Source organism: Arthrobacter sp. SPG23 (assembly GCF_000876655.1).
Taxonomy (GTDB): Bacteria; Actinomycetota; Actinomycetes; order Actinomycetales; family Micrococcaceae; genus Arthrobacter.
Genome location: NZ_JYCN01000011.1, coordinates 62148 through 88973, shown reverse-complemented (window position 1 = coordinate 88973; position 26826 = coordinate 62148). Strand labels below are relative to the sequence as shown.

Genomic DNA, 26826 nt, shown 5'->3' with positions numbered 1-26826 from the left:
CGGCCGCCGTTGACGGCGCCGGTGGCTACTTGGTGTCGGCCGAAACAGTCTGCTTCTGCTGGCTGTTGCTGCCGGACTCGGCAGGCTTGTCAGCCGCCGGAGCAACGGGAGCCGCGGCCGGCTTAGGAGCGGGAGTGGCCGCAGCGACGAAAGCTCCGCGCGGGTTGTCCAGGTCCAAAAGCTGGGTGGTGTCGCGGCCTGCGAAGAAGCTGATGATCCAGTTGATGATCACCCGGAACTTGCGCTCGAAGGTGGGCATGGCCATGCCGTGGTAGCCGCGGTGGGCAAGCCAGGCCAAGGGGCCCTTGAGTCCGATCCGGCCCAGGAGGTTGATGTTGGCAACACCCTTCCATTCGCCGAAGCCGGCAACGGCGCCCAGGTTCTTGTGCTTGTAATCCTTGAGTTCCTTGTCCCAACGGGAGGCCCACAGGTTCTTCGCGAGGCGCTTGGCCTGGCGAAGGGCGTGCTGCGCGTTCGGTACGCAGGTACCGTCCGGCAGGCCGCTGCCCGTGAGGTCCGGGACGGCGGCAATGTCGCCGGCAGCCCAGGCGTTCTCGATGATGCCTTCGTCACCGGCGATACGCAGGTCCGGAAGAACGCGGACGCGGCCGCGCGGCTCCAGCGGGAAGTCGGTGGAGCGGACCATCGGGTTGGCCTGCACGCCGGCAGTCCAGACGAGGGTGTCCGCTTCGAATTCCTGGGCGGGGGTCTTGTCCGGCAGGTTGATGAGCTTCAGGGAGCCCTCAGCGTTGTCCAGCGAGGTGTTCAGCAGGACTTCGATGCCGCGGCTGCGCAGGTGCTCCACGACCCAGTCGGCCTGCTTGGCGGTGACCTCGGGCATGATGCGGCCCATGGCTTCCACCAGGACGAAGCGGACTTCCTCCTGCTTGACGCGGGGGTTGTTCCTGACCGCCGCACGGGCGAGGTCTTCCATCTCGGTGATGCACTCGATGCCGGCGAAGCCGCCGCCAACCACCACGAAGGTGAGGGCGCGGGCGCGCTCGGCGGGATCGGTGATGGTGGAACCGGCTTCGATCCGCTCGAGGACCTTGTTGCGCAGCGCAACGGCTTCCTCGATGGTCTTCAGGCCGATGCCCTTGTCCGCCAGGCCCTTGATGGGGAAGGTGCGGGTGATGGCACCGGCGGCCAGTACGACGTCGAAGTACGGCACCTCAAAGTTGGGGCCGCCGTCGGACGGCGCAACCACGGCGGTCCGGTTGGCGTGGTCGATCGAGGTGACCCGGCCCTGGATGAGTTCCGTCTGCTTCAGGTGCTGACGGTGCGAGACGACAGCGTGGCGCGCCTCAATGTTTCCGCCGGCAACTTCCGGCAGGAAGGGCTGGTAAGTCATGTAGGGCAGCGGATCAACGACAGTGACGATGCCACCGGCATTCGCGATCTTGTTCTGCAGTTTGAGGGCTACGTACAGGCCGACGTACCCGCCGCCGACGACGAGTACCCTGGGACGGTCCTGGAGCTGTGGGGTTGTTGCCATGGTTCAAGAATACCGTAGTTTGTGAAAATCTTCACTAACTAATTCGTCCCCCGTCAGGTTCCGTTCGAGTCCACCTTGTCCAGCACCCCGGTCTCGGGCTCGTCGCGCAGGTTCCCGGAGTTCCTGGACGCTCGTCGCAGCTGATATCCGGCGCCGCCGATGATGGCCAGGAAGAGCATTCCGAAACCGATGACAACCATGGCTGGAACCGCACTGTCCAGCTGGGACGGAGCTTCAGCCACCGGTATCGTGGCGGCGGGCAGCGTGGCGGGCGCACTCGTGGGGCTGTTGCCGGGTTCTGCCGCGGGGGTGGTTGCAGCGGACTCGCCACGACGGTGGATCCGGATCCATTCGGCGACGGTGCCCAAGGGATTTACCTTCGTTTCGGGCACGTCGTCCTTCAACGCCGCCTCCGCGTTCAGCACGCCAAAGCCGTAGATGGGGTCCTTGCCCGGAGCCCCGGCATCCTTGGCCGTCGTAACGATTCTGTTGATGACCTGGCTGGCTGTCATTTCGGGCCACTTCGAGCGGATCAGCGCTGCCACCCCGGACACGATCGGGGTGGCGCCGGATGTTCCGGCCCATTCTGCATAGCCGTCCCCGGGCATGCCGCCGATCAGGTCTTCGGCAGGTGCGGCCACGCCAATGCTGATGCCCTGGGACGACGAATCGACGCTGGCGGCGCCCGTGCGGTCCAGGCCGGCCACCGTCAGGACGCCGGGAATCGTTGCCGGCGCCCCCACCTGCACGTTGCCGCCCACGCGGTTGCCGGCCGCGGCAACGATGACCACGTCTTTTTGTTCGGCGTAGAGGAACGCGGCGTCCCAGCTCTGCGGCCATTCCGGTGAGGTACTGCCCAGCGAAATGTTGATCACCCGCGCGCCGTTATCCACGGCCCAGCGGACGGCGGCCGGGATCTGTTCCTGGTCGGTCTTGCCGCCGGGGTTCGGGGAGCCAAGCCAGGTGGACACCGACAGGATCTGCGCTTCGGGGGCGACGCCCACTATTCCGTCCGGGCCCGGCGCCGGCGTGGCGCCGGGGGGTGGGGGTGGCCGTGGACTTCGGCGGCTGGTGGCCGCGGCCGGCCAGCATGGTTGCCACCAGGGTGCCGTGCTCCGGCTTCGAGCCGATGCTCTTCTGGCCGTCCGCGCTGCCGGCCCCGGAGGCATCGCTTCCGCCGACGACTGCGCCCTTCAAATCGGGGTGCTTGGCATCCACGCCGCTGTCGATGACGGCGACCTTGACGTTGGCGCCCTTGGAAACGTCCCACGCTTTGGTGATGCCGGACTCTGCCAGCCAGTACTGCTTGTCCCGCCACGCGTCCGCGCGGGCTTCCGGCGCCGCAATCAGCGACGTTGCCAAGCTACCTGCGGCCAGGGCAATTGCAGTCACAGCGGAGGCCATCCGGCCCCAGCGGGTTGTTGCTCTGGTCATTCGGGTCCAATCGGCGTTACAGGTGATGGCGCAGCATGGAGGCAGGCTCCGGTCGCGTGGCATTGGCGGGACGGGGGTCCGCTGATGCGGACCCCGGCTGATGCGAAGTCGTTAGCTGATGCCAACGCACTAACTGATACTCAGGGCAATTCCGTCGAGAATATCGTGTTCGCTGGCGACAGCCGAAGTGATCCTTCCCTCCGTTACCTCCGCCAGGCGTTCCAGGACACGGCGCCAAACCAGTCCGCCGGCGCCGATGACATCCACCCGGCCCGGGTGCATGTACGGAAGTTCCGCCCGTTCGGCCTTGGACATCCCGAGGAGGTCCGTGCATGCCTCGCCGAACGTGCCCAGCGGAAGCTCGGCTCCGTGGATCGCCGCGGGCGAGTATTCCGGCAGCCGCAGCGCATGGGCGGTAATGGTGGTGACGGAACCCGCTACCCCGACGACGGCGGTGCTGCGCTCCAGCGGAACGGCCCGTCCCGCCTCGGCGATGGCGGCGTCGACGTCGGCCTCCGCTGCGGCGATCTGCTCCGGCGACGGCGGGTCGTTGCGAAGGTGGCGTTCCGTCATCCGGACACAGCCGACGTCCACGGATTTGGCAGCGATGACGCCGCCGGCGTCGCCGAGCACGAATTCGGTGCTTCCGCCGCCGAGGTCCACCACCAGCACGGGGTCGGTGCCGCGGGACGGGAGGACACTGCTGGCGCCGGCGAAGGAAAGGGCGGCCTCTTCGTCGCCGGTGATCACTTCGGGCTCCACGCCAAGGATCTCGCGGATGCCGTCCACAAAGACCTTACGGTTGCTGGCGTCGCGCGTGGCGGACGTGGCAACGAAGCGGACCTTCCCGGCCCCGTGTTCGCGGATCAGCGCCGCGTAGTCGGACGTGGCGGCGAAGGTGCGGTCCAGGGCTTCCTGCGCCAGTTCACCGGTTGCGTCCACGCCCTGGCCCAGGCGGACCACACGCATTTCGCGCACGACGTCGGTCAGCTTTGGGCTGTTCCCGGTTCCGTCCACGTCGGCGATCAGGAGCCGGATTGAATTGGTTCCGCAATCTATGGCGGCAACTCTGGTCACTGGGCGGCCTCCGGGGAGTTTTCGGCGTTCTCTTCAGCGTGGTTGCTATCAGCGTGCCGCTGGGTCTTGCGGACGGGCGCCGGACGGCCCACGATGGCGGGAAGGCCCTGCGGCCCGTGGCGGCTGAGGTCCCGGGAGGGCGCCTCCCCGCCGGTATCCCAGGCGCCGTCGCAGTAGCAGCGGTCCGCCGTCCACCATTCGCTGATGGCGGCAACGGCCTCGTCGCCGAGCGGATTGACTCCGGGACCGGCTGCGAGGGAATGGCCCACCAGGACGTGGAGGCATTTCACCCGGGTGGGCATCCCTCCGGCGGAAATACCGTCAATCTCGGGCACGGCGCCAATGCCGGACCGCTCGCCGATCTCCGCGCGGGAAACAAGGTAGGCATCATGGGCTGCCCGGTAGTCCGCGGCCAGACTGGAATCCTCGGCGAGGCGTTCGTTCATCCGGTTCATCAGGCCGGCGGCCTCGAGCCGGGACACTGCCGACGTGATGACCGGGTGGGTCAGGTAAAACGTGGTGGGGAACGGCGTTCCATTGCTGAGCCGCGGTGACGTCGCCGCGACCAGGGGGTTGCCGCAGATGCAGCGGGCAGGGATTTCCACGACATCGCGCACGGGCCGCCCCAACTGGCGGCTCAGGACGTCCAGGTCCCGGGCGGAGGGGTGGCTGTACGCGGGCACAGTCGATGATTCCTTAACAGGGCGCCCGCCCATGGCGTTGTCGCCTACTGCATTCTGGTCCACTGGCGCGGCCGCCTTCCTGCCCTTTAAGGCTGACCCGTGGGAAAGCCGGCGGAGGGCACCGCCTCTAGTCTGTTGCCGAGCGCCTGATGGACTCCCAAAGCGAGTCCACCCATGGCAGGTTGGCCGGGTCCTCTGCTGTTCCTGTACCGGCCTGGCCACTGGCGGTCCCGGCCGGCAGATCGCTGCCAAACACCCAGTAGCCGGTTTCTCCCGGCATAACCATGTTAATGCGGTCGCGGGCCTGCTGCTTCACGTAGTTTGGGTCCTGCCAGCGGGAGACCTGGAGTTTCAGGCCCTCCTGCTCCGCTTTCCGCGCTGCGATATCGGCCTCCAGAGCGGCGATTTCGGCCTTTTTGTCGATAAAGATCTTGACGGTGGGTGCCAGCATGATGGTGATGGCAATCATGACGACGGCCAGGGCCAGCATCCGGCCGGAAAAAGCCTTTGCAGGTACCGGATCCTGGTGATCGGCCCCGCCCTTCGCCGCAGCACCGGCGGGCTTCGCCGCGGCTTGGCCGCCAGCCGGCCGGCCGGCGGCCTGCCTGCCTGCGGCAACCCCGGCCTTCACGGAAGCCCCCAGCCGTTCGGCAGTGGTCGTGCCTCTTCCGGGTACAGCGGGCCCGCGCTTCACGCTTCCGGCCGCGACGGGCGTTTTGGTTTCACCGTCAGCGGGAACGTGCCGCGTCGCTCCGAAATCCGCGCGGATGACTTCAGCGCCGTCGTCGGAATCCTTGGACTGACGCACCGCGGGCGTAGCCCGGGGAACCTTGGGACGTCGGGTGGCCATGTCACTCCTTCAAAAACTGACCAAAAACAGAACCGGTGGCCATGGTCTTCAACCATAGCCACCGGTCAGCTGTTTCTGTGGATGCTAGCCCTTGAAACGCGGGAAGGCGCTGCGTCCGGCGTAGCGTGCGGCGTCGTCGAGTTCCTCTTCGATGCGCAGCAGCTGGTTGTACTTTGCGACGCGCTCGGAACGGGCGGGGGCACCGGTCTTGATCTGGCCCGCGTTGGTGGCAACGGCGATGTCAGCAATGGTGGTGTCCTCGGTTTCGCCGGAGCGGTGCGAGGTGATGGTGGTGTAGCCGGCACGCTGGGCCAGCGACACGGCGTCCAGGGTTTCGGTCAGCGAACCGATCTGGTTCACCTTGACCAGCAGGGAGTTGGCCGTGGCGGTGTCGATGCCGCGCTGCAGGATGGACGGGTTGGTAACGAAGAGGTCGTCGCCAACGAGCTGGACCTTGTCACCGATGGCGTCGGTGAGGGTCTTCCAGCCTTCCCAGTCGTTTTCGTCCAGCGGATCCTCAATGGAAACCAGCGGGTAGTCGGCCACGAGCTCGGCGTAGTAGGCGCTCATCTCGGTGGCGGAGAGGGCCTTGCCCTCGAACTGGTAGGCGCCGTCCTTGAAGAACTCGGAGGAGGCCACGTCCAGTGCCAGCGCGATGTCCTTGCCCGGGGTGTAGCCGGCGTTCTTGATGGCTTCCTGGATCAGGTCCAGTGCGGCACGGTTGGACGGCAGGTTGGGCGCGAAGCCGCCTTCGTCGCCCAGGCCCGTGGAGAGGCCCTTGGCCTGCAGGACGGACTTGAGGTTGTGGTAGACCTCAACACCCCAGCGGAGGCCCTCGGAGAAGGTCTCGGCGCCGATCGGGGCGATCATGAATTCCTGGATGTCCACGTCGGAGTCGGCGTGCGAGCCGCCGTTGAGGATGTTCATCAGCGGAACAGGCAGGACGTGTGCGTTGGGGCCGCCGAGGTACTTGTACAGCGGCAGGTCAGCGGATGCCGCTGCGGCGTTGGCCACAGCCAGGGAGACACCCAGGATGGCATTGGCGCCGAGCTTCGACTTGTTGGGCGTGCCGTCCAGGTCAATCATGGCCTGGTCGATGCTGCGCTGGTCCGTTGCGTCAAAGCCGGTCAGGGCCGGTGCGATCTGGTCGATGACGGCGTCGACTGCCTTCTGGACGCCCTTGCCAAGGTAGCGCCCCTTGTCTCCATCACGGAGTTCAACGGCCTCGTGTTCGCCGGTGGAGGCGCCGGAGGGGACTGCCGCGCGGCCGATCTGGCCATCGGAAAGCAGAACTTCAACTTCTACGGTCGGGTTGCCACGGGAATCGAGGATCTCGCGGGCGTGAATGGCATCGATAAGCGCCATGAATATGCTCCTTATGGTGAAGCGATTTACTGGGAAACTAGCGGAAAGACTCGACGTCCTCGTCAGGGACTAGCGTAGTCGAGAGTGGTGCACGTTACGGAAACCTATCCGGCACCGGACGTCATGATCCCGTCCGGGGCAGGTCAGGGTGAGTAGGGCGGTGGCTGTCCTGGTACCGCCTGACTGCCCCGCGGAGGGCGCGTTCGGCGTCGAAACCGCTGGTGCGGGCGGCGGCGACGAGCTCGAAGAGGAGATCGCCGAACTGCTGTTCGGAGTCCATGGTTTCGACAAGCCCAGCCACCGGGCGGACTTCCTCAACCACCGGTGGTTGAGCCCGTCGAAACCCCGCCCTTGCCGCCCGGTCCAGGGACTTTTGGGCCCGGGCGAGGGCCGGAAGATCCCGCGGAATTCCCTCGAAGGGATCACCGCGTTCCGGTTTCTCGGCCCGCTTGATGGAGTCCCATTTCCGGACGATCTCGTCCACGCTGGCCGGAAAGGTGTCCTGCAGCGAGCCGTCCGGCCGGAACACGTGCGGGTTCCGGCGGATCATTTTCGCCGTGAGGCCGCGGACGACGTCGTCGAACCCGAAACTCCCGCGTTCCTCTGCGAGGCGGGCGTGCAACACCACCTGGAGCAGGACATCGCCCAGCTCCCCGCGGAGCTCCGCTTCATCAGCGCCGGTTTCGATTGTTTCGGCCACCTCAAAGGCCTCCTCGAGGAGGTACTCCACCAGCGACTCGTGCGTCAGCGCCCCCATCCAGGGGCAGTGCTCCCGGAGGGCGGCTATGACGTCCACCAGGGAGGCAACCGGAACTGAACCGTCCTTAGGCAAGGTTGGCGTAGGTGTCGTTGATGTACTCAACGAGTGCTTCCTTTTCCTCCAGCGGCAGGAAGGCGGCTTCGGCGGCGTTGAGCGTCAGCTCCAGGATGTCGTCCAGGTCGTAGTCGAAGGTCTCCACGAGCAGTTCGAACTCGTCGGTGAGGGTCACGCCGCTCATCAGCCGGTTGTCCGTGTTGATCGTGACGTTGAAGCCGAGCTGGTACAGCATGTCCAGCGGGTGGCTTTCGATGCCTTCGCCGAAGCCGGCGATGGCGCCGGTCTGCAGGTTGGAGGACGGGCAGATCTCCAGGGCGATCCCGCGGTCGCGAACCCAGCTGGCGAGCTCGCCGAGGGTTACCATGCCGATGTTCTCGTCGGCTTCCTCCGCGGAGTCCTCGTCGTCGAAGTCGACGGTGATGTCCTCGGCGATCCGCACCCCGTGGCCCAGCCGCAAGGCACGGCCGTCGACGAGGGCGGACTGGATGCTTTCCAGGCCCGCAGCTTCGCCGGCGTGGACGGTGGCCGGGAAGTTGTGCTGGGCGAGGTAGGTGAAGGCATCGCGGAAGCGGGACGGCAGGAACCCGTCCTCGGCCCCGGCGATGTCAAAGCCCACGGCGCCGTTGTTACGGTGGCGGACTGCCAGTTCGGCAATTTCCTGGCCCCGGTCAGCGTGGCGCATGGCCGTGATGAGCTGGCCCACCTGGATCTCCCGGCCAGTTTCGGCCACGGCGTCCACGCCGGCGTCAAGCCCTTCCTGGATGGCCTCTACCACTTCGTCCAGCGTCAGGCCCTTCTGCAGGTGCTGCTCCGGTGCCCAGCGGACTTCGCCGTACACCACGCCGTCGTCGGCAAGGTCTTCCACGAATTCCTTGGCCACCCGGAAGAGACCTTCTTTGGTCTGCATCACGGCAATGGTGTGGTCGAAGGTTTCAAGGTAGCGGACCAGGGAGCCGGAGTCTGCGGATTCGCGGAACCACTCCCCCAGCGCCACGGGATCGGTGGAGGGCAGCGTGTGCCCCACTGCTTCCGCCAGTTCGATGATGGTGGCCGGGCGCAGGCCGCCGTCCAGGTGGTCGTGCAGGGATACCTTGGGGAGGCTCTTGAGGTCGAAGTCGATGGCAGGGGCAGCGTCAAGAATAGGCTCAGTCACGTTCCAACCTTAGGGTCGGACTGCGTCCGGCGCCACCCGGAAAGCCACGGCTCTGGCCGCGGTCCGCGATTAGCGGCCCGTTTCCACTTCCGCCACGGCGGGAAGGGCCAGCGGAGCAGGCTCGACGACGGCCTCCCGCTCGGCGCGCGCGCCCTGCTCCGGCGAGGTCTCCCTGGCGGCGTCGCTGCCTGCAGTCCTGCCGGTGCCAGCATCATCGTGGCGGCCCAGGCGCTTATGCCACCAGCGCAGCAGATGGTCGATGATGATGCCGAGGATGATGGCGAACACGACCGCAATGCCGGCTCCGAGCAGCGGGTTGTCATGCAGCAGGGGGAAGGAGCTGGCCAGGAGGCCTATCCCGATCGAGTAACCCACCCACGTGAAACAGGCAAGGGCATCCAGGACGAAGAACCTGCGGTGCGGGAATGCGGTGGTGCCGGCAACGTAGTTGACCGCCACACGGCCCCAGGGGATGTACCGGGCCGTGAAGATCAGGACGGCGCCGCGCTTCTCCAGCTCATAGTGGGCCCAGGCGAAGACCTTCTGCACCTTGGGTTTGCGCATCCAGCGCCAGCGTTCAAGCCCGATCTTCCGTCCGAGCATGTAGGCCATGTTGTCGCCGGCGATGGCGCCGACCAGGGCTGTGGCGCCAAGGATCCAAAGGTTGGGTTCACCGCTTTGGCGGGAAAACGCTGCAAGCGCCACGATGAGTGTTTCGCTGGGGACGACCATCGCAAAGCCGTCCACAAAGAAGAACACCAGCAGGATCGGATAGATCCACCATTGACCTGCGGCATGGAGCACTGCCTCATTGATAAATTCCACGCGGGGCCCTGCTCCTATGAAGTGACGGAAATCGCTATTTAGTGTCCCATGTCAGCGGCATGATCCGCTACGCTACGGCCGGGAAAAACTGACCCCGCAGCCGTCTGTTTCCCGTGCGGCCGGGCGCGGGCCACACAGCGGGTCAGGGTCCCGGCGCGGCCTCCCCCGCCGGTTCTTCGGGCAGGCGGCCACGGAGGCGGCTGATCAGGATGTCCACGATGATGCCGAGAAGGATGGCACAGGCGATGGCAATGGCGGCACCCAGCAGGTGGTTGTCTTCGAACCACTGCCCGAAAAACAGCCCGATAGCTACTGAATACGAGGACCACAGCGCTGCCGACAATACGGTCAGCCCCACGAAACGCAGGTGCGGGAAACGGGTGGCGCCGGCCGTGAGGTTGACGGCCACCCGGCCAATCGGAACGAACCGGGCCACGAGTACCAGGGAAGCCGGCCTTTTGCGGAGCTCCCTGCCTGCCCAGTGGAAGGCGGTCTGCATTCGCGGTCCGCGCATCCACCGCCACCGGCGGGTGCCCACCTTCCGTCCGATCAGGTAGGCGATGTTGTCTCCGCCGAATGCCCCCAGGGCAGCCATAAGCATGAGCAGCCAGGGATTGGGGACATCTGCGGTCGCTGCCACGGCCGCCAGGCCAACTACCACCGACTCGCTGGGGATCGGCGGAAAGAACCCGTCAATCACGCAGCAGGCCAGCACCAGGACGAGCACCCAGGGCTGCCCTGCCGCCGCGAGAATGAAGTCGTTGATAGCCTGCACAGTTTCCTAACGGCCGGGACCACCCGTTTTCTCCCCGGCCGGTCCGCGGGCGGCCGGTGGAGCCGCCGCGGAGGGAACCGGGCCGGGGAGAATCACGGGATCAGGCGATGCGGTCGATGATGAGCTGCTGCGCGGGCCGGGAGCCTTCCGGCGCAACCACCACGGCCCCTTCGAGTGCCTCCTTGGCGCGGCCGAATTTCTCCGGGGTGTCCGTCAGCAGCGTCATCAGCGGCTCGCCGGCCCGGATCATGGCGCCCGGCTTGGCGTGCAGCCGGACGCCTGCACCCGCCTGGACCTGGTCCTCCTTGCGCGCCCGGCCGGCACCCAGCCGCCAGGCGGCCACACCTACGGCCAGGGCGTCCAGCTCCACGAGGACACCGTCAGCCGGCGCGTAGACAACCTCGGATTCCCTGGCAACGGGCAGCTTGGCCCGGGGATCCCCTCCCTGCGCCTCGATCATGCGGTTCCACACGTCCATGGCCCTGCCGTCCTTCAGAGCAGCGCGCGGGTCTGCGTCGTGCACGCCTGCGCAGGCCAGCATCTCCTCCGCCAGCCGGACCGTCAGTTCGACGACGTCTTCCGGACCGCCGCCGGCCAGCACCTCCACGGATTCCTCCACTTCGATGGCGTTTCCCGCAGTCAGCCCCAGGGGCGTGTTCATGTTCGTCAGGAGGGCAACAGTGTTCACCCCGGCGTCCTTGCCCAGTGCCACCATGGTCTCGGCGAGCTCCCTGGCACGGGCTTCGTCCTTCATGAAGGCGCCGCTTCCCACCTTGACGTCGAGGACCAGCGAGCCGGTGCCCTCGGCAATTTTCTTGCTCATGATGGAGGACGCGATGAGCGGGATTGCTTCCACCGTTCCCGTGACGTCACGCAGGGCGTAGAGCTTTTTGTCCGCGGGCGCCAGTCCGGCACCAGCAGCGCAGATCACTGCGCCGACGTCCCGCAGCTGGGCCATCATTTCGTCGTTGCTCAGCGCTGCGCGCCAGCCCGGGATCGATTCGAGCTTGTCCAGGGTGCCGCCGGTGTGGCCCAGGCCGCGTCCGGAGAGCTGCGGAACAGCCACGCCGAATACAGCAACGAGCGGTGCCAGCGGCAGCGTGATCTTGTCTCCCACTCCGCCGGTGGAGTGCTTGTCCGACGTCGGCTTCGCGCTGCCGTCGGCACGCCTCAGTCCGGAGAAGTCCATCCGCTCGCCGGATGCGATCATCGCGGCGGTCCAGCGTGAGATTTCCGCGCGGTCCATGCCGTTGAGGAGGATGGCCATGTTCAGGGCGGCCATCTGCTCGTCGGCGATCGCACCGCGGGTGTAGGCGTCGATGGTCCAGTCGATCTGGGCCGGGCTCAGCACGCCCTTGTCCCGCTTGATGCGGATGATGTCGACGGCGTCGAACGCTTCGGTGTTGCTGTTGTTGGTCTTAGTAGTCCGTGTCACCGGGGTTCCTCCAGGTGTTGGGGACCAAAGGCATCGGGTAGCATCTGGTCCATTGTCTTAATTCCCTGTGCGGTCATGAGTTCCATGTCCGGCGCCCGGAATTCGTACAGCAGCTGCCGGCAGCGCCCGCACGGCATCAGGATGGTGCCTGCGGCATCCACGCAATAGAAGGCGCGCAGCAGGCCGCCTCCGGTCATGTGCAGGTTGCCCACCAGTGTGCATTCGGCGCACAGCGTCAGGCCGTAACTGGCGTTTTCGACGTTGCAGCCGCTCACCATCCGGCCGTCCGCGGTGAGGGCCGCTGCCCCCACCGCGAACTTCGAATACGGTGCATAGGCGTTCTTCATGGCGTCAACGGCGGCCGCTTCGAGTGCTGCCCAGTCGACATCGCTGCCTTCCATGCCGGTGCCCGCGCGGGTCGAATCCTCGTCCACCGCCGTCAACCCTTGACGTACGGTATGCCGTCAGCCGCCGGCGGCCTGGAGCGGCCCACCAGTCCAGCCACGGCGAGCACCGTCACCAGGTAGGGCAGCATGGCCATGAACTGGCTGGGAACCGGCGTGCCGATGATAGTCACGATGCTTTGCAGGTTGTCCGCGAAGCCGAACAGCAGGGCCGCGAAGAAGGCCCCGATCGGGTTCCACCGGCCGAAGATCAGCGCGGCCAGGGCGATGAAGCCGCGTCCGCCCGAGATCTCCTTGGTGAAACTGTCGATGGCCACCAGGGTAAAGAAGGAACCGCCGATGCCTGCAACCGCTCCGCCGAGGGTGACGTTCCAGAAGCGCGTGGCGTTGACCTTGATGCCCATGGTGTCGGCGGCCTGCGGGTGTTCCCCGACGGCCCGGACGCGAAGGCCCCATTTGGTCTTGAAGAGGCCGACCCACACCACGGCGACCGCGATGTACATCAGGTAACCCACCACGGACTGCTTGAAGAGGATGGGGCCGATCACCGGGATGCTGGACAGCACGGGGATGTCGATGATGGGCAGCCGTCCCGGCGAGTTGAACTGTGCCTTGTTCGCCTGCATCACGGTGCTGAACAGGAAGCCCGTCAGGCCCGAAACCAGGACGTTGAGGACCACGCCCACGATGATCTGGTTGACCAGGTATTTGATGCTGAAGACCGCCAGGACCATGGAGACGACGGCGCCGGCAACGGCCGCCGCCAGCAGCCCGATGAAGGGGCTCTTGGTCAAGGTGGCCACCATCGCGGCGGTGAACGCACCGCCCAGTAGCTGGCCCTCAATCGCGATATTGACGACGCCCGCGCGTTCGCAGAGCACACCGGAAAGGGAACCGAAAACCAGCGGGACCGCGAGCGTCACGGAACCGGCAATGAGCCCGGCCAGCGAGATGCTCGGCGTGCGGGCACCGCCTACCACCCAGATCAGGAACGCTGCCACGAAGAGCACGATGAAGACGATGGGCAGCCAGCCGGGAGAGGCTTCGTTACGGGTTTTGAGGTACACCGCGTAGGCGGCGAGGCCGAGCATCAGGACCGACAGGACGATTCCGCCCAGGAAAGCTGGAACTTCGATGGCCGGAAGCTGGAAGAAGTCGCCGCTCGACGAAATTCCGAACTTGGCCGTCTGGTTGGGTCCCATGACACCGAAGAAAATGAACGCCACGACGCCGAGGACGGCGAGCAGAACCGGCACCTTCCACGTCACGGGCTTTGCCGAGACCGCAGGAACGCTGTCCGCGGCCGGCCGCGTTGTTCCGGGCTCCGGCTTTCCCTGCTGCGGCTTTCCCGGAACGGGCGATGTTGCTGTTGTGCTCATGCTGCACCTCCGGTGGTTGCTGCCGTCTTGGACTTACCGGCCCCTACGGCCTTCTTCTTGCGCGGGTTAAGCCCGAAGACGGCCCGCACCAGCGGCGGTGCCGCGATGAACAGCACGATCAGCGACTGGACCACGAGCACAATGTCGATCGGGGTTCCGGTCTGGATCTGCATCTGCACCGCGCCGGCGCGGAAGGCGCCGAACAGCAGTCCGGCCGCGAAGGTGCCCCACGGCGTCGAACGTCCCAGGAGCGCAACGGTGATGGCGTCGAAACCGTAAGTGGCGGCGACGCCGTCGGTCAGGACCTTTTCGGTTCCCGCCACCTGCGCCACGCCGGACATCCCGGCCAGGGCACCGGCGATCGCCATGACCAGGACCGTGGCCCGGGGCACGTTGATGCCCGCGGTCAGGGCCGCCTTGGGGTTGGCACCGACCGCGCGGAATTCAAAGCCCACGGTGGAGCGGTTAAGCAGCCACCAGACGAGAACGGTGGCGGCGATGGCCAGGACAAAGCCCAGGTGGAGCCGGTACTGGGTCCCCAAAATCTGCGGATACACAGCGGTGGGATCCAGGATCGGCGAGATGGGGTTGGACTCCCCCGGCCGCTGGAATGCCGGCGTGTTCAGCAGGTAGCGCAGGAAGTACAGGGCGATGTAGTTGAACATGATGGTCAGGATGACCTCGTGGGCCCCGGTGCGGGCCTTCAGCAGGCCCACCAGCCCGCCCCAGAGAGCGCCGCCCACGATGCCGGCAACGAGTACCAGCAGCAGGTGCAGTCCCAGCGGCAGGTGCAGGGCGAAGCCGACCCAGGCCGCGAGGATGCCGGCCATGATGATCTGGCCCTGGGCACCGATGTTGAACAGGCCGGCGCGGAAAGCCAGCGCGACGCCGAGGCCGGCCGTGATCAGCGGAGTGGCGATGGTGAGGGTCTCCATGAGCGGAGCAAACTGCACTGCAACGCTGGAACCGCGGGGGTTGAACACGGAACCTTGGAACAGCGCGACGTACGATCGCGTCGCGGCGGTCCAGACAGCCGAGAGGAAGTCCGAGGGGCGGGCAAAGAGATAGCTTGCCGTGGCCCCCACCTGCTTGTCCGTGCTGGCAATCAGCAGTCCGCCGAGGATCAGGGCCAGCAGGACCGCCAGCACCGACACCATGCCGCTGCCGGTGAAGATCCGCCGGACCAGCGTGTCCGCCCCACCCGGAACGGTGCCGCTCTGGGCCGAGACGGGAACAGCCGAAGGCTGCATCACCCCGCCGGCTGTGTCCAGCGCGGCCGCGGCTGCGGCTGCTTCGGCAGGCGCCTGAGGTTCGGGGCTTTGGGGCTCGGGGCTTTGGGGTTCGGAACTTCGGGGATCGGGACTTTGGGGTTCGTGCGCCGGGGTTGCCCTGCGGTCCGCCGCGTTTTCGTCAGCCATGTGCTTGGGCTTGTCCTGTTCAGTCATGGTCGCCTCCTTCGGCACCGGAGGTGGACGTCTGGACGGGTGTGTACCCGCTGGTCGCGCCTGCGTCCGCGTGGGCCGCGTCCGCTTGGGCGGCATCCGCGTGAGCGCTTTCCGGGGACAGGCCCGCCATCATCAGGCCCAGGACGTCGCGTCCGGTGCCGGAAGGAACGATGCCCACCAGCTTGCCCTTGTAGAGCACTGCGATCCGGTCCGCGAGCTCGATGACTTCGTCGAGTTCCGTGGACACAATCATCACCGGTGTGCCGTTATCGCGCTCCGCCACAATCCGCTTGTGCAGGAACTCGATGGAACCCACATCCACGCCGCGGGTGGGCTGGGAGGCGATGAAGAGGCGCAGCGGCCGGGACAGCTCGCGGGCCATCACCACTTTCTGCTGGTTTCCGCCGGAGAGGGTTCCTGCGGCCAGTGACCCGGACGGTGTCCGGACATCGAACTCGTCGATCCTGGACGTGGCATTCTCCAGGATCCGGGCAGGGCTCATGCTGATGCCCTTGGCGAACGGCAGCTGATCGTAGCGGTCCAGGACCAGGTTCTCCGCGATGGAGAACGTACCGATGAGGCCGTCAACACTCCGGTCTTCCGGGACAAAGCCGACGCCGGCCCGGAGTACTTCCTTGACGCTGCGGCCCAGGAGCTCCTCGCCGTCCAGAAGGATTGATCCATGGCAGCGTTCCTGCAGGCCAAGGATGGCTTCCGTGAGTTCCGTCTGGCCGTTGCCCTGGACACCTGCCACTGCCAGGATCTCGCCGCGGGCGATGTCGAAGCTGATGCCGTCCACCACATGCTGGCCCGTCGGGGCGATCACGGTGAGGTCCTTGACCTGGAACGTGGTTTCCTGCGGTTTGGCGGGGGCTTTGTCCAGGGTGAGGTTGACGGCGCGGCCCACCATCATGGACGCCAGTTCGGTGGTCGAAGCACTCGGGTCCGCGGTGCCCACCACCTTGCCGCGCCGGATGACCGTGATCGTGTCGGACACGGCCTTTACTTCGCGGAGCTTGTGCGAGATAAACACGATCGACGTGCCGTGGCTCTTCAGCTGGCGCATGATGTCCAGGAGCTCGTCGGTGTCCTGCGGTGTCAGCACGGCGGTGGGCTCGTCGAGGATGAGCACCTTCGCATCGCGGACCAGGGCCTTGATGATTTCCACGCGCTGCTGGACGCCTACGGGGAGGTCCTCGATCAGGGCGTCGGGGTCGACGTCGAAACCGTACTTGTCGGAGATCTCCTTGATCTTGCGCCGGGTGTCATCCAGGTTCAGGAAACCGCCGGCCTTGGTGGTTTCAGCGCCCAGGGCCACGTTCTCCGCAACAGTGAACACCGGAACCAGCATGAAGTGCTGGTGCACCATGCCGATGCCTGCAGCCATCGCGTCGCCCGGGCCGCGGAAGGTGACGGCCTTGCCGTCCACCAGGATTTCGCCCTCACTCGGCTCGTACAGGCCGTACAGGACATTCATCAGCGTGGACTTGCCAGCGCCGTTTTCACCAAGCAAACAATGAATTTGCCCGGGTTCAACAACCACATCGATGTGATCGTTGGCAATAAGGGAGCCGAAGCGTTTGGTGATCCCTCTGAGTTCAAGTTTCAAAACTCTGACCAATCTCGAAGCGTCCGGAGAATGTGCCCGGACGGGATATGTGGCTGCAGCACCAGCCTAGTGCCTGCAGCCTTTGGCGGAGCGGGCGGCGCCCCTTGGGGAAAGCCCACGCCCAACGAAAAGCGCCACCGCCCGGAAGTCAATGACCAACCGGGTGGTGGCGCTTTGCAGAGGGTTCTAGGCCTTCGGGCTCGCCGCAGACTCGACCTTAAGCTTGCCGTCAACAATGTCCTTCTTGATCTGCTCAAGTTCGGTCTTCAGTTCCGCGGGAACCTGGGAGTCAAGATCGTGGAACGGAGCCAGCTGCACGCCGTCGTTCGCGAGGGTGCCGACGTACGGCGTGTTGGTGAACTTGCCGTCCTTGTCTTCCTTCACGACGGTCTCCACTGCTTCGCCCATCTGCTTCATGACGGAGGAAAGCATGATGTCCTTGTAGTCAGGAGCGGTGAGGAAGCCGTCGGAGTCAACCCAGATGAGCTTGACGTCCTTGCCTGCGGCCTTGGCTTCCTTGAGCGCCGCGCCTGCACCCTTGCCGACGGGGCCGGCAACGGGCATCACGATGTCTGCGCCCTGGTCCAGGAAGTTCTGGGTCAGCTGCTTGCCCTTGTCCTGCTTTTCGAAGTCGCCGGTGAAGCTGCCGTCCTGCTTCGCCTTGTCCCAGCCAAGGATCTTGACGTCCTTGCCCTTCTGCTCGTTGTAGTACTTCACACCGTCGGCGTAGCCGTCCATGAAGATGGTGACCGTGGGGATCTTGATGCCGCCGAAGGTTGCCACGGTTCCGGTCTTGGTGGAGCCGGCTGCCAGGTAGCCGGCCAGGAAGGCAGCCTGGGCGGTGTCGTAGATGATCGGCTTGACGTTGGTGATGGGGGTGTCGTAGCCGAAGTCGATGATGGCGAAGTGCTTGTCCGGGTTGGCGGTGGCCTGGGCCTTGGTGGCGTCGCCGAGGAGGAAGCCGACGGTGACGGTCAGGTTGCAGCCGGCAGTGACCATGGCGCGCAGGTTCGGCTCGAAGTCGTTGTTGGTCTTGGACTCGACCTGGTTGACCTTGATGCCGAGGTCCTTCTCCGTCTTCTTCAGGCCTTCGTAGGAGGACTGGTTGAACGACTGGTCGTCGAATCCACCCGAGTCGGACACGATGCAGCCCGTGTAGTCGCTGGCGGTGGCGCTGGCCGTGCTGCCGGCTTCCGGGGCAGCGCCACAGCCGGTCAGCAGGAGTGCTGCCGCCCCTACGGTGGCGACACCGGTCATTGAACCGCGCTTGAGGGTTGCACGCAGTGAGTTCTTCAATTTTCCTCCAGGAACAAAGAGATAGGCGCTACGACGGGAGTTCAATGAGTGTCCGTTTCGAATGCTCCACACTGAAATTCTGTTTTCACTGATGGTTTCGCAGCACTGCGCCGAGGCGCACTGATGACAGCTACTGTAGTGGCCTGGAACACGTCCCGGCACCACGCCGCCACCGAAGCCCGGAGATTGTTGAGAACTTGTTACCTACCGGTAGCCGCCACCGCAAGTCGCGTCCATTTCCCTAGATTCGGACCAGCATCTTCCCGGTGTTGGCGCCGTCGAGGAGGTCCATAAACGCCTGCGGAGCGTTCTCCAGGCCGTCCACAACAGTTTCGTCGTAGCGCACGGTGCCATCAGCGACCCAGGCGGACACAGTCCCGACGAACTCCTGCATGTGCTGCCAGTAGCCGCCGACCAGGAAACCTTTGAGGGTCAGCTGCTTGCCAATGGCCAGCATGAGGTTCCGGGGAGCGGGAGTCGGTTCGGTCGAGTTGTACTGCGCAATGGCACCGCACATGGCCACGCGGCCGCCCACCGTGAGCGCAGACAGTGCCGCTTCAAGGTGTTCGCCGCCCACGTTGTCAAAGTACACGTCGATCCCGCGCTCCCCTGCTGCCGCTGCGAGCTGCGCGGCCACCGGGCCGTCGTTGTAGTTGAACGCGGCGTCGAAGCCCAGCTCCAGCAGTCGCGCCACCTTTTCCGGCGACCCCGCACTGCCAATGACCCGGGACGCACCCATCGCCTTCGCGATCTGCCCCACGAGCGAACCGACGGCACCCGCGGCTCCGGAAACGAAAACCACCTCTCCGGGCTTGAACTCAGCAACCTTCAGGAGGCCTGCGCACGCGGTCAGGCCCGTCATGCCCAGCGCACCGAGGAACGCCGACGCCGGTGCCAGGTCGGTGCGGGCCAGGGATGTGGCGGCGGCATCAAGCACCGCGTATTCGCGCCAGCCGAGGGAATGCACGACGACGTCCCCCACCTTGCGTTCCTCCGACCGGGACGCGATCACCTCACCGACGGCGCCGCCGTCGAGCGCTGCATCCAGCGCAAAGGGCGCTGAGTACGACTTGACGTCGTTCATGCGGCCGCGCATGTAGGGATCGACGGAGATGAACTGGTTGCGGACCAGCACCTGGCCGTCCTGCAGTTCCGGGAGCTCCGACTCGGCCAGACGGAAGTTGTCGGGAACGGGCCGGCCGTGCGGGCGGGACGCCAGCTGGATCTCGCGGGTTGTACGGGGAAGGGTTGTGGTGTTGGCGCTCATGCGGCCACCTCCAGGATCTTGATGTCTACGTTGATGTTGCCGCGGGTGGCATTGGAATATGGGCAGATCTGGTGCGCCTTGGCCACCAGCGCCTCCGCCGTTGCCAGGTCCAGGGCGGGCAGTGCGATTTCGAGTTCAGCGGCCAGGCCATAGCCCACGCCGTCCTCGAGCGCGCCGAAGTGGATCTTGGCGGCCACGGCGGAGTCGGTGAGGTCGGCCTTTTCCTTGCGGCCTACCAGGCGCAGGGCTGAGTGGAAGCACGCTGCGTATCCGGCAGCGAACAGCTGTTCCGGGTTGGTGCCCTGTCCGTTTCCGCCCAGTTCCACCGGGCTGGCCAGGGTGACGTCAAGCCGGCCGTCCTTGGTGCGGGCGTTCCCGTCCCGCCCTTCGCCCGAGGCGAGTGCTTCAGCTGTATAGAGAGTCTTCACGTGGTTCCGTTCTGTTGGAGAAAAAATTCAGCGGATGGAATATCCGGTGGATGCAAATCCGGCTGGCGGGTGGGCTAACGGGAGGAATGGAGGGCGGCCGTGAGCCTACCCAGGGTCTCCCGGAGCTGGTCGAGCTCTGCCGCGGACAGGCCGGCGGCATTTGCGAGCTGCTGGGGAATGGCGACGGCCTTGGCGCTGAGCGCCGTGCCGGAGTCCGTCAGGGAAACTTCAACCCGCCGCTCATCCTCGGCAGAACGCCGACGCTCAACAAGCCCCAGCGATTCGAGCCTCTTCAGCAGCGGGGAGAGCGTGCCCGAATCCAGGCCCAGCTCCTCCCCCAGCTCGCGGACACTGCGCGGCTGGTCCTCCCAGAGCACCAGCATGACGAGGTACTGGGGGTAGGTCAGGCCCAGTTCGTCCAGCATCGGCCGGTATACGGCTGTCGCCGCCTTCGAGGCGGAGTAGAGCGCAAAGCACACCTGGCGGTTGAGTCTGGGAGCATCGGTCATGGAAAAAACGATATCGCACAATTAGATTGTGCACAACCTATCATCGCCGAAGAAGCGCGAACGGACACTTCCGGCCCCGAAGAAGCGCGAACGGACAGTTGAGGCCCCGGTCAGGGGGCCTCAACTGTTCGTTCGCGCTGGGAGGTGGGGCTTAAGTGTCCGTTCGCGCTGGTTCTCGCTGGTTGGCTGGTGAGGCTAGAGGTCGCGGATGGTGCGGAGCGCTGCCGCGGTCAGGACCTGGATGCCGTAGCCCAGGGCACGCTCGTCCAGGATGTAGTCGCCCCGGTGGAGGTCATACTCCTCGCCGCCGGGAGTCTTGGTGCCAAGCCGCATCATCGCGCCCGGCAGTTCGGCCAGGAACCAAGCGAAATCCTCCCCGCCCATGGACTGGGGCGTGAGGACCACCGCACTTTCGGCGATTTCGGCGCGTGCAGCCGCCTCAATCAGGGCCGTCTCATGTTCGGAGTTGACCACCGGAGGAACGCCCCGGGTGTGCTCCAGCCGGACGTCCACGTTGTAGGGCGCAGCAACCTGGTGGACCACTTCGTCCAAAAGTTCGCCGGCGCTGTGCCAGGCGTCGCGGTCCAGGCAGCGCATGGTGCCCGCCATGTAGCCCGTGCCCGGAATGGCATTGGGTGCCGAGCCGGCCGAGATGTGCCCCCACACCACGGAAACGCCGCTTCGAACGTCCACCCGGCGGGACAGGACCGCCGGCACGTTGACGGCGATCTGCGCCAGCGCGAAAACGAGGTCCTCGGTGAGATGCGGCCGGGACGTGTGGCCGCCGCGACCGGAAAGCTCAATCCTGATGGTGTCCGACGCCGAAGTGATGGCACCGATCCGGGTGCCGATCTTGCCCACTTCGATGCGCGGGTCGCAGTGCAGGGCAAGGATGCGCGGCACGCCTTCAAGCACGCCCTGCTCGATGCAGGAGTGCGCCCCGCCGGGCATGGTCTCCTCGGCAGGCTGGAAGATGATCCGTACCGTGCCGCCCAGCGGGGATTCCTGGTGCATGCGGTGCAGCACGAGGGCGATCCCCAGCATGGTGGTGGTATGGACATCGTGGCCGCAGGCATGGGTGACGCCGTGGTTCTTGGACGCGAACGGCAGCCCGGTTTCCTCAATGATGGGGAGGGCGTCGATGTCGCCGCGGAGGGCGGTGGCAATGGGGCCCTCGCCGACGTCGACAGTAAGGCCCGTGCCTTCAAGCCGGCGCGGCTTGAGCCCGGCAGCTTCGAGCCGTTCCGCCAGCTTGTTCGTGGTCCGGAACTCCTTGAAGGACAGTTCAGGATGCGCATGGAGGTCACGGCGGAAATCGATCAGTTCCGGCAGCAGCGGCTCCAGCCACGGCCCCACGAGGGCGGTGGGCTCGGCTTCAGTAGTGTAATTGCGCACGAAACAACTCTAGCGAGGCCGCCCCGAATACCCGCATCAGCGTCGGAGGTTACGTATCCGGGAGCCGGCTCCCGTCGCCTGGAACGGCTCAGTCCAGTCATCCCGGCGGCCGCCGGGAAGACTGGACTGAGGAGGGTTTTCCGGGTCCGGTTTAGAGGACGTCGGTGTCGCCGCTGGCCTTGAGCGCATCCACGGCGGCCTTGACCCGCTGGGAGTGGGCCATGGTGGTGACCAGCAAGGCATCCGGCGTGTCCACGATGACCACATCCTTGATGCCGATCAGCGCGATGACGCGCTTGGTGTCCGTGACAACCACGCCGCTGGCGTTTTCGGTGAAGACGCGGGCGCCTTCACCGAGGACTGTCACATCGTCCACTTCCTTGGCGCTGTTAAGCCGGCCCACGGAAGCAAAGTCGCCGACGTCGTCCCAACGGAAAGTTCCCGGCACGACGGCGACGTCCCCGGCAGCGGCGGCAGGCTCCGCCACCGCGTAGTCGATGGCGATCTTCGGCAGCGTAGGCCAGACGCGGGCAGTGACCTCATCACGTTCCGGCGTGTCCCAGGCCTGCGCAATTTCCGTGAGCCCCTTGAAGAGCTCAGGCTGGTTTGCCTCGAGGTGCTTCAGCATCAGTGAAACCGGCGCAACGAACATGCCTGCGTTCCAGACGTACTCTCCGCTGTCCACGTACTGCTGGGCAACGTCCTCGCTGGGCTTTTCCACGAATTCCACCACGGCCTGCGCGCTCGGGGCGTTCGGAATCGACAGCTTCTGGCCGGCACGGATGTAGCCGAATCCGGTGGAGGGGTGCGTGGGCTTGATGCCGATGGTGACGATCTTGCCGGCCGCGGCCGTGTGGATGGCCTCGCGCACGGCATCCTGGAAGAGGTCGTCGGGGCTGATCACCTGGTCCGCGGCGAAGGAGCCCATGATGATGTCCGGATCCCGCTGGTACAGGATGGCGGCAGCGAGGCCGATGGCCGCGCCGGAGTCCTTGGGCTCGCTTTCCAGGACCAGGTCGGATTCCTGGATCTCCGGAAGCTGGCTGCACACGGCGTTCCGGTGGGCAACGCCGGTAACAACCAGCACGCCTTTTCCGGCAAGCGGCTCCAGTCGGTCGTAGGTAGCCCGCAGCAGCGTGCTGCCGGAGCCAGTGAGATCGTGAAGGAATTTAGGGGCTGCTGCACGTGACAGGGGCCAGAGGCGGGTCCCCACTCCGCCTGCAGGAATTACCGCAATAAAACGGTCCAGCGGTGAATTCCGGCTTGTCACTATGTCTGTAGTCATCACGGCCTACTTTAGCCGACCACCGCCCCGACACCGGCAGATGCGGCTACCGCGACGCCGCCGCGACGGCCACAATGTGGCGTTCGTCTCAAAAATGCGCAAAAACCGCGCGGGGAGGCGTCACCAAGGAGTTCCTGAATTGAATAAGCTGTGAGCGAAGCCTAGATTTAGGCTTGAGCTTACGAGTGCTCTCGCAGCAGGCGTTCCCCCCGCGTGGATCCCATGCCAGCGCCGCTGTGTTGCAGGGAGGTTTATTCAGTGCCGACAAAACCAGCTGGCACCTTGTACCGCGGCCGTGAAGGCATGTGGTCCTGGGTTGGACACCGCATTACCGGTGTAGTGATTTTCTTCTTCTTGTTGGTCCATGTGCTGGACACCTCATTGGTGCGCGTGTCCCCCGAGGCATACACCGCCGTGATCGGCGCCTACAAGAACCCCCTGATGGCCCTGGGTGAAACGGGCCTTGTCGCAGCGATCGTGTTCCACGCCTTCAACGGCCTGCGGATCATCGCCGTCGACTTCTGGAAGAAGGGCGCGAAGTACCAGCGCCAAATGCTGTGGACGGTCCTGGTTCTCTGGGTCATCGTCATGGTGGGCTTCTCCATCCGCCACCTTTCCCTCGCCTTCGGAGGTCACTAAGCCATGACTGCAACCATCCAGAGTCCCCGCAGCGGAAAAGACGGCGGAAAGCCGGGGGCAGGGCTGATTGCCCCCAAGTACCGCCGCAGCGGCGCGTCCAAGGGCAACTTCGAAATGGCTGCCTGGCTGTTCATGCGGCTTTCGGGCGTCGTCCTGGTGGTCCTGATCTTCGGGCACCTCTTCGTTAACCTCATGGTGGGCGAGGGCATCCACGCCATTGACTTCGGTTTCGTCGCCGGCAAGTGGGCCGATCCGTTCTGGCAGTTCTGGGACCTGGCCATGCTTTGGCTGGCCATGCTGCACGGCACCAACGGTGTCCGCACCATCATCAACGACTACGCCGAGAAGGATTCCACCCGCTTCTGGCTGAAGATCGTCCTCTACGCCGCAACGGCCGTCATCATCATCCTGGGCACACTGGTGATCTTCACCTTCAACCCGTGCCCGCTGGACGTCAACGGCGTACCGCTGCCGGGCGGCTTCTGCCCCGCAGCCTAACGGCACACTTCCTCCCAGGGGGATCAGCCGTGCCCGCACTGAGCGTGCGGACGGTTTTACGGTGCAGGCTCCGCCCGCCCGTGGTTTTATAGCGAATTTTGAGAGAAAGAGCGTCTGGTATGCAGGTCCATAAGTACGACGTCGTCATCGTCGGTGCCGGTGGCGCTGGCATGCGCGCCGCGATCGAATCCGGTCAGCGCGCGCGCACAGCAGTACTGACCAAGCTCTACCCCACCCGCTCGCACACCGGTGCGGCGCAGGGTGGCATGTGTGCAGCACTGGCCAATGTCGAGGAAGACAACTGGGAGTGGCACACGTTCGACACCATTAAGGGCGGCGACTACCTGGTGGACCAGGACGCAGCCGAAGTCATGGCGAAGGAAGCCATCGACGCGGTGCTGGACCTGGAAAAGATGGGTCTGCCGTTCAACCGCACGCCGGAAGGACGGATTGACCAGCGCCGCTTCGGCGGCCACACCCGTGACCACGGCAAGGCCCCCGTCCGCCGTGCCTGCTACGCAGCAGACCGCACCGGCCACATGATCCTGCAGACGCTGTACCAAAACTGCGTCAAGCACAACGTGGAGTTCTACAACGAGTACTACGTCCTGGACCTCCTGACGGTCGAGGAAGACGCAGTCCGCGAGGACGGCACGCCGTACAAGCAGAAGCGGGTTGCCGGCGTCGTGTCCTACGACCTCGCATCCGGCGAACTGCACGTATTCCAGGCCAAGTCCGTGGTGTTCGCCTCGGGCGGCGCCGGCAAGGTCTTCAAGACCACGTCCAACGCGCACACCCTGACCGGGGACGGCATGGGCATCGCGTTCCGCCGCGGCATTCCCCTGGAGGACATGGAATTCTTCCAGTTCCACCCGACCGGTCTTGCCGGCCTGGGGATCCTGCTGTCGGAAGCCGCGCGCGGCGAAGGCGCCATCCTCCGCAACTCCGAGGGTGAGCGCTTCATGGAGCGCTACGCCCCCACCATCAAGGACCTGGCACCCCGTGACATCGTGGCCCGTTCCATGGCCAACGAGGTCCGCGAGGGCCGCGGCTGTGGACCGAACAAGGACTACGTGCTCCTTGACCTGACCCACCTCGAGCCGGCGCACATCGACGCCAAGCTGCCGGACATCACCGAGTTTGCCCGCACCTACCTTGGTGTTGAGCCGTACACGGAACCGGTTCCGGTGTTCCCGACGGCGCACTACGCCATGGGCGGCATCCCCACCAACATCACCACCGAAGTCCTGCAGGACAACGACACCGTGGTGCCGGGCCTCTACGCGGCCGGCGAAGTTGCCTGCGTTTCGGTCCACGGCTCCAACCGCCTGGGCACGAACTCGCTGCTGGACATCAACGTGTTCGGCAAGCGCGCCGGCATCGCCGCCGCAGAGTACGCCAAGACGGCCGACTTCGTGGATCTCCCGGCGGACCCGGAGGCATACACCATCGAGCTGCTGGACATTGCCCGCAACGGCAACGGCGACGAGAAGGTGGCCGTGATCCGCAAGGAACTCCAGGACACCATGGACGCCAACATGCAGGTGTTCCGCACGGCTGACACGCTCAACCAGGTGCTGAGGGACATCGAGTCCTTCGAAGAGCGGTACAAGCGCATCAGCGTCCAGGACAAGGGCAAGCGCTTCAACCTTGACCTGCTCGAGGCCGTTGAACTGGGCTTCCTGCTGGAACTGGCCAAGGTCATGACGGTGGCAGCCCTGCACCGGGAGGAGTCCCGCGGCGGACACTTCCGCGAGGACTTCCCGGAACGTGACGACGAAAAATTCATGAAGCACTCCATGGCGTACAAGGACGACCACGCCCCGGCCGACGGCTCTGCAGAAGCAATTGCCGGCATCCGCCTGGCCACCAAACCGGTTGTCTTTACCCGCTACGAGCCGATGGTGAGGAAGTACTAAGATGTCCGCCGAACTTGCTGAGCCAGCCTCAAAGATCGAACTGCCCGCGCACATCGGAGGCGGCGGAGAGATCCCGACGTTCGACGTCACCCTGCGCGTGCGCCGTTACAACCCCGAGGTCTCCGACGAGTCCACCTGGGACGACTTCAAGGTCACCATGTACGGCACCGACCGCGTGCTGGATGCCCTGCACAAGGTCAAGTGGGAAATCGACGGCAGCGTCTCCTTCCGCCGTTCCTGCGCCCACGGCGTCTGCGGTTCCGATGCCATGCGCATCAATGGCCGCAACCGCCTCGCGTGCAAGACCCTGCTGAAGGACCTGGACACGACCAAGCCCATCACCGTGGAACCCATCAAGGGCCTGCCGGTGGAAAAGGACCTGATCGTGGACATGGAGCCGTTCTTCCAGTCCTTCCGCGAAGTCATGCCGTTCCTTATCAACAAGGGCCACGAGCCCACCAAGGAACGCCTGCAGTCCGCTGAGGACCGTGAGCGGTTCGACGACACCACCAAGTGCATCCTGTGCGCCGCGTGCACGTCCTCCTGCCCGGTCTTCTGGACCGATGGCCAGTACTTCGGCCCGGCAGCGATCGTCAACGCCCACCGCTTCATCTTCGATTCCCGGGATGACGCCGGCGACATGCGCCTGGAGATCCTCAACGACAAGGAAGGCGTGTGGCGCTGCCGCACCACCTTCAACTGCACCGAGGCATGCCCCCGCGGCATCCAGGTCACGCAGGCGATCGCTGAGGTCAAGCAGGCAATCCTCTCCCGCAAGATCTAGCACCCGCTAGCCACGAAAACCACGACGACGGCGCCTCTCACCTTTCAGGTGGGGGCGCCG

Annotated in this window: 24 protein-coding genes and 1 pseudogene; 4 read left to right on the top strand and 21 right to left on the bottom strand. The window is 65.4% G+C overall.

The genetic code is table 11. The features are described 5' to 3' along the window. Positions 1-25 precede the first annotated feature (25 nt). From TV39_RS05360 to TV39_RS05260, 21 genes and pseudogenes are all read right to left on the bottom strand, one after another. Entirely contained in the window at positions 26-1495 is a 1470-nt protein-coding gene (locus TV39_RS05360; RefSeq protein WP_043479358.1) for an NAD(P)/FAD-dependent oxidoreductase, read from the bottom strand. Positions 1496-1548: 53 nt separating this feature from the next. Next, positions 1549-2899 (bottom strand): annotated as a pseudogene (locus TV39_RS05355) (S8 family serine peptidase). 159 nt (positions 2900-3058) lie between these two features. Next, complete coding sequence (locus TV39_RS05350) at positions 3059-4006, bottom strand: Ppx/GppA phosphatase family protein (protein ID WP_043479357.1); 948 nt, start codon at positions 4004-4006, stop codon at positions 3059-3061. Next, positions 4003-4722, bottom strand: coding sequence for a DUF501 domain-containing protein (locus tag TV39_RS05345; protein ID WP_043479417.1), 720 nt, complete (start codon positions 4720-4722; stop codon positions 4003-4005). Before TV39_RS05345 ends, TV39_RS05350 begins: the two co-directional genes overlap by 4 nt. A 94-nt stretch (positions 4723-4816) precedes the next feature. Beyond that, the gene (locus TV39_RS05340; RefSeq protein ID WP_043479355.1) at positions 4817-5539 is read right to left on the bottom strand and encodes an FtsB family cell division protein; all 723 of its coding nucleotides are present in this window, start codon (positions 5537-5539) and stop codon (positions 4817-4819) included. Between the two features lie 84 nt (positions 5540-5623). After that, a complete protein-coding gene (eno, locus tag TV39_RS05335) occupies positions 5624-6904 on the bottom strand; it encodes a phosphopyruvate hydratase (RefSeq protein WP_043479353.1) in 1281 nt (426 codons plus the stop codon). Between the two features lie 121 nt (positions 6905-7025). Further along, positions 7026-7661 carry a MazG nucleotide pyrophosphohydrolase domain-containing protein gene (locus tag TV39_RS05330; RefSeq protein WP_235347285.1) on the bottom strand — a complete coding sequence of 212 codons (636 nt, stop codon included), beginning with the start codon at positions 7659-7661 and terminating at the stop codon, positions 7026-7028. A gap of 67 nt (positions 7662-7728) precedes the next feature. Continuing rightward, the gene (locus TV39_RS05325; RefSeq protein ID WP_043479348.1) at positions 7729-8874 is read right to left on the bottom strand and encodes an adenosine deaminase; all 1146 of its coding nucleotides are present in this window, start codon (positions 8872-8874) and stop codon (positions 7729-7731) included. A 69-nt stretch (positions 8875-8943) separates the two neighbouring features. Next, positions 8944-9699 (bottom strand): DedA family protein, encoded by a 756-nt coding sequence (locus tag TV39_RS05320; RefSeq protein WP_043479346.1) that lies wholly within the window; start codon positions 9697-9699, stop codon positions 8944-8946. Between the two features lie 142 nt (positions 9700-9841). Beyond that, complete coding sequence (locus TV39_RS05315; protein ID WP_043479344.1) at positions 9842-10474, bottom strand: DedA family protein; 633 nt, start codon at positions 10472-10474, stop codon at positions 9842-9844. 100 nt (positions 10475-10574) lie between these two features. Further along, entirely contained in the window at positions 10575-11909 is a 1335-nt protein-coding gene (locus TV39_RS05310; protein WP_043479343.1) for a thymidine phosphorylase, read from the bottom strand. After that, positions 11906-12310, bottom strand: coding sequence for a cytidine deaminase (locus tag TV39_RS05305; protein WP_043479415.1), 405 nt, complete (start codon positions 12308-12310; stop codon positions 11906-11908). Before TV39_RS05305 ends, TV39_RS05310 begins: the two co-directional genes overlap by 4 nt. Before the next feature lie 38 nt (positions 12311-12348). Beyond that, positions 12349-13692, bottom strand: coding sequence for an ABC transporter permease (locus TV39_RS05300; protein ID WP_043479341.1), 1344 nt, complete (start codon positions 13690-13692; stop codon positions 12349-12351). Then, the gene (locus tag TV39_RS05295; RefSeq protein WP_442853485.1) at positions 13689-15110 is read right to left on the bottom strand and encodes an ABC transporter permease; all 1422 of its coding nucleotides are present in this window, start codon (positions 15108-15110) and stop codon (positions 13689-13691) included. Before TV39_RS05295 ends, TV39_RS05300 begins: the two co-directional genes overlap by 4 nt. A 19-nt stretch (positions 15111-15129) precedes the next feature. Next, complete coding sequence (locus TV39_RS05290; RefSeq protein ID WP_043479334.1) at positions 15130-16746, bottom strand: ABC transporter ATP-binding protein; 1617 nt, start codon at positions 16744-16746, stop codon at positions 15130-15132. Positions 16747-16932: 186 nt separating this feature from the next. Further along, positions 16933-18042, bottom strand: coding sequence for a BMP family lipoprotein (locus TV39_RS05285; protein ID WP_442853484.1), 1110 nt, complete (start codon positions 18040-18042; stop codon positions 16933-16935). Between the two features lie 241 nt (positions 18043-18283). Continuing rightward, positions 18284-19309 carry an NADP-dependent oxidoreductase gene (locus tag TV39_RS05280; RefSeq protein WP_043479332.1) on the bottom strand — a complete coding sequence of 342 codons (1026 nt, stop codon included), beginning with the start codon at positions 19307-19309 and terminating at the stop codon, positions 18284-18286. Then, on the bottom strand, positions 19306-19737 hold the full coding sequence (locus TV39_RS05275; RefSeq protein ID WP_043479330.1) for an organic hydroperoxide resistance protein: 432 nt from the start codon (positions 19735-19737) through the stop codon (positions 19306-19308). Before TV39_RS05275 ends, TV39_RS05280 begins: the two co-directional genes overlap by 4 nt. A gap of 74 nt (positions 19738-19811) precedes the next feature. Next, positions 19812-20246, bottom strand: a complete 435-nt coding sequence (locus TV39_RS05270) for a MarR family winged helix-turn-helix transcriptional regulator (protein ID WP_043479409.1) — start codon at positions 20244-20246, stop codon at positions 19812-19814. A 195-nt stretch (positions 20247-20441) separates the two neighbouring features. Beyond that, the gene (locus TV39_RS05265; protein ID WP_043479326.1) at positions 20442-21641 is read right to left on the bottom strand and encodes an amidohydrolase; all 1200 of its coding nucleotides are present in this window, start codon (positions 21639-21641) and stop codon (positions 20442-20444) included. Between the two features lie 151 nt (positions 21642-21792). Next, positions 21793-22926 carry a mannose-1-phosphate guanylyltransferase gene (locus TV39_RS05260; RefSeq protein ID WP_043479324.1) on the bottom strand — a complete coding sequence of 378 codons (1134 nt, stop codon included), beginning with the start codon at positions 22924-22926 and terminating at the stop codon, positions 21793-21795. Between the two features lie 258 nt (positions 22927-23184). Between TV39_RS05260 and sdhC the strand changes: the two genes are divergently transcribed. The 4 genes from sdhC (at position 23185) to TV39_RS05240 (ending at position 26766) form a co-directional block, all read left to right on the top strand. Beyond that, positions 23185-23565: a succinate dehydrogenase, cytochrome b556 subunit gene (sdhC, locus tag TV39_RS05255; RefSeq protein ID WP_011690992.1), complete on the top strand. Its 381-nt coding sequence runs from the start codon at positions 23185-23187 to the stop codon at positions 23563-23565. 3 nt (positions 23566-23568) lie between these two features. Continuing rightward, positions 23569-24063: a succinate dehydrogenase hydrophobic membrane anchor subunit gene (locus TV39_RS05250; RefSeq protein WP_011690991.1), complete on the top strand. Its 495-nt coding sequence runs from the start codon at positions 23569-23571 to the stop codon at positions 24061-24063. Positions 24064-24182: 119 nt separating this feature from the next. Next, a complete protein-coding gene (sdhA, locus tag TV39_RS05245; RefSeq protein ID WP_043479322.1) occupies positions 24183-25982 on the top strand; it encodes a succinate dehydrogenase flavoprotein subunit in 1800 nt (599 codons plus the stop codon). Position 25983: 1 nt separating this feature from the next. Next, positions 25984-26766, top strand: a complete 783-nt coding sequence (locus TV39_RS05240) for a succinate dehydrogenase iron-sulfur subunit (protein WP_043479321.1) — start codon at positions 25984-25986, stop codon at positions 26764-26766. The last annotated feature ends 60 nt before the right edge of the window (positions 26767-26826 follow it).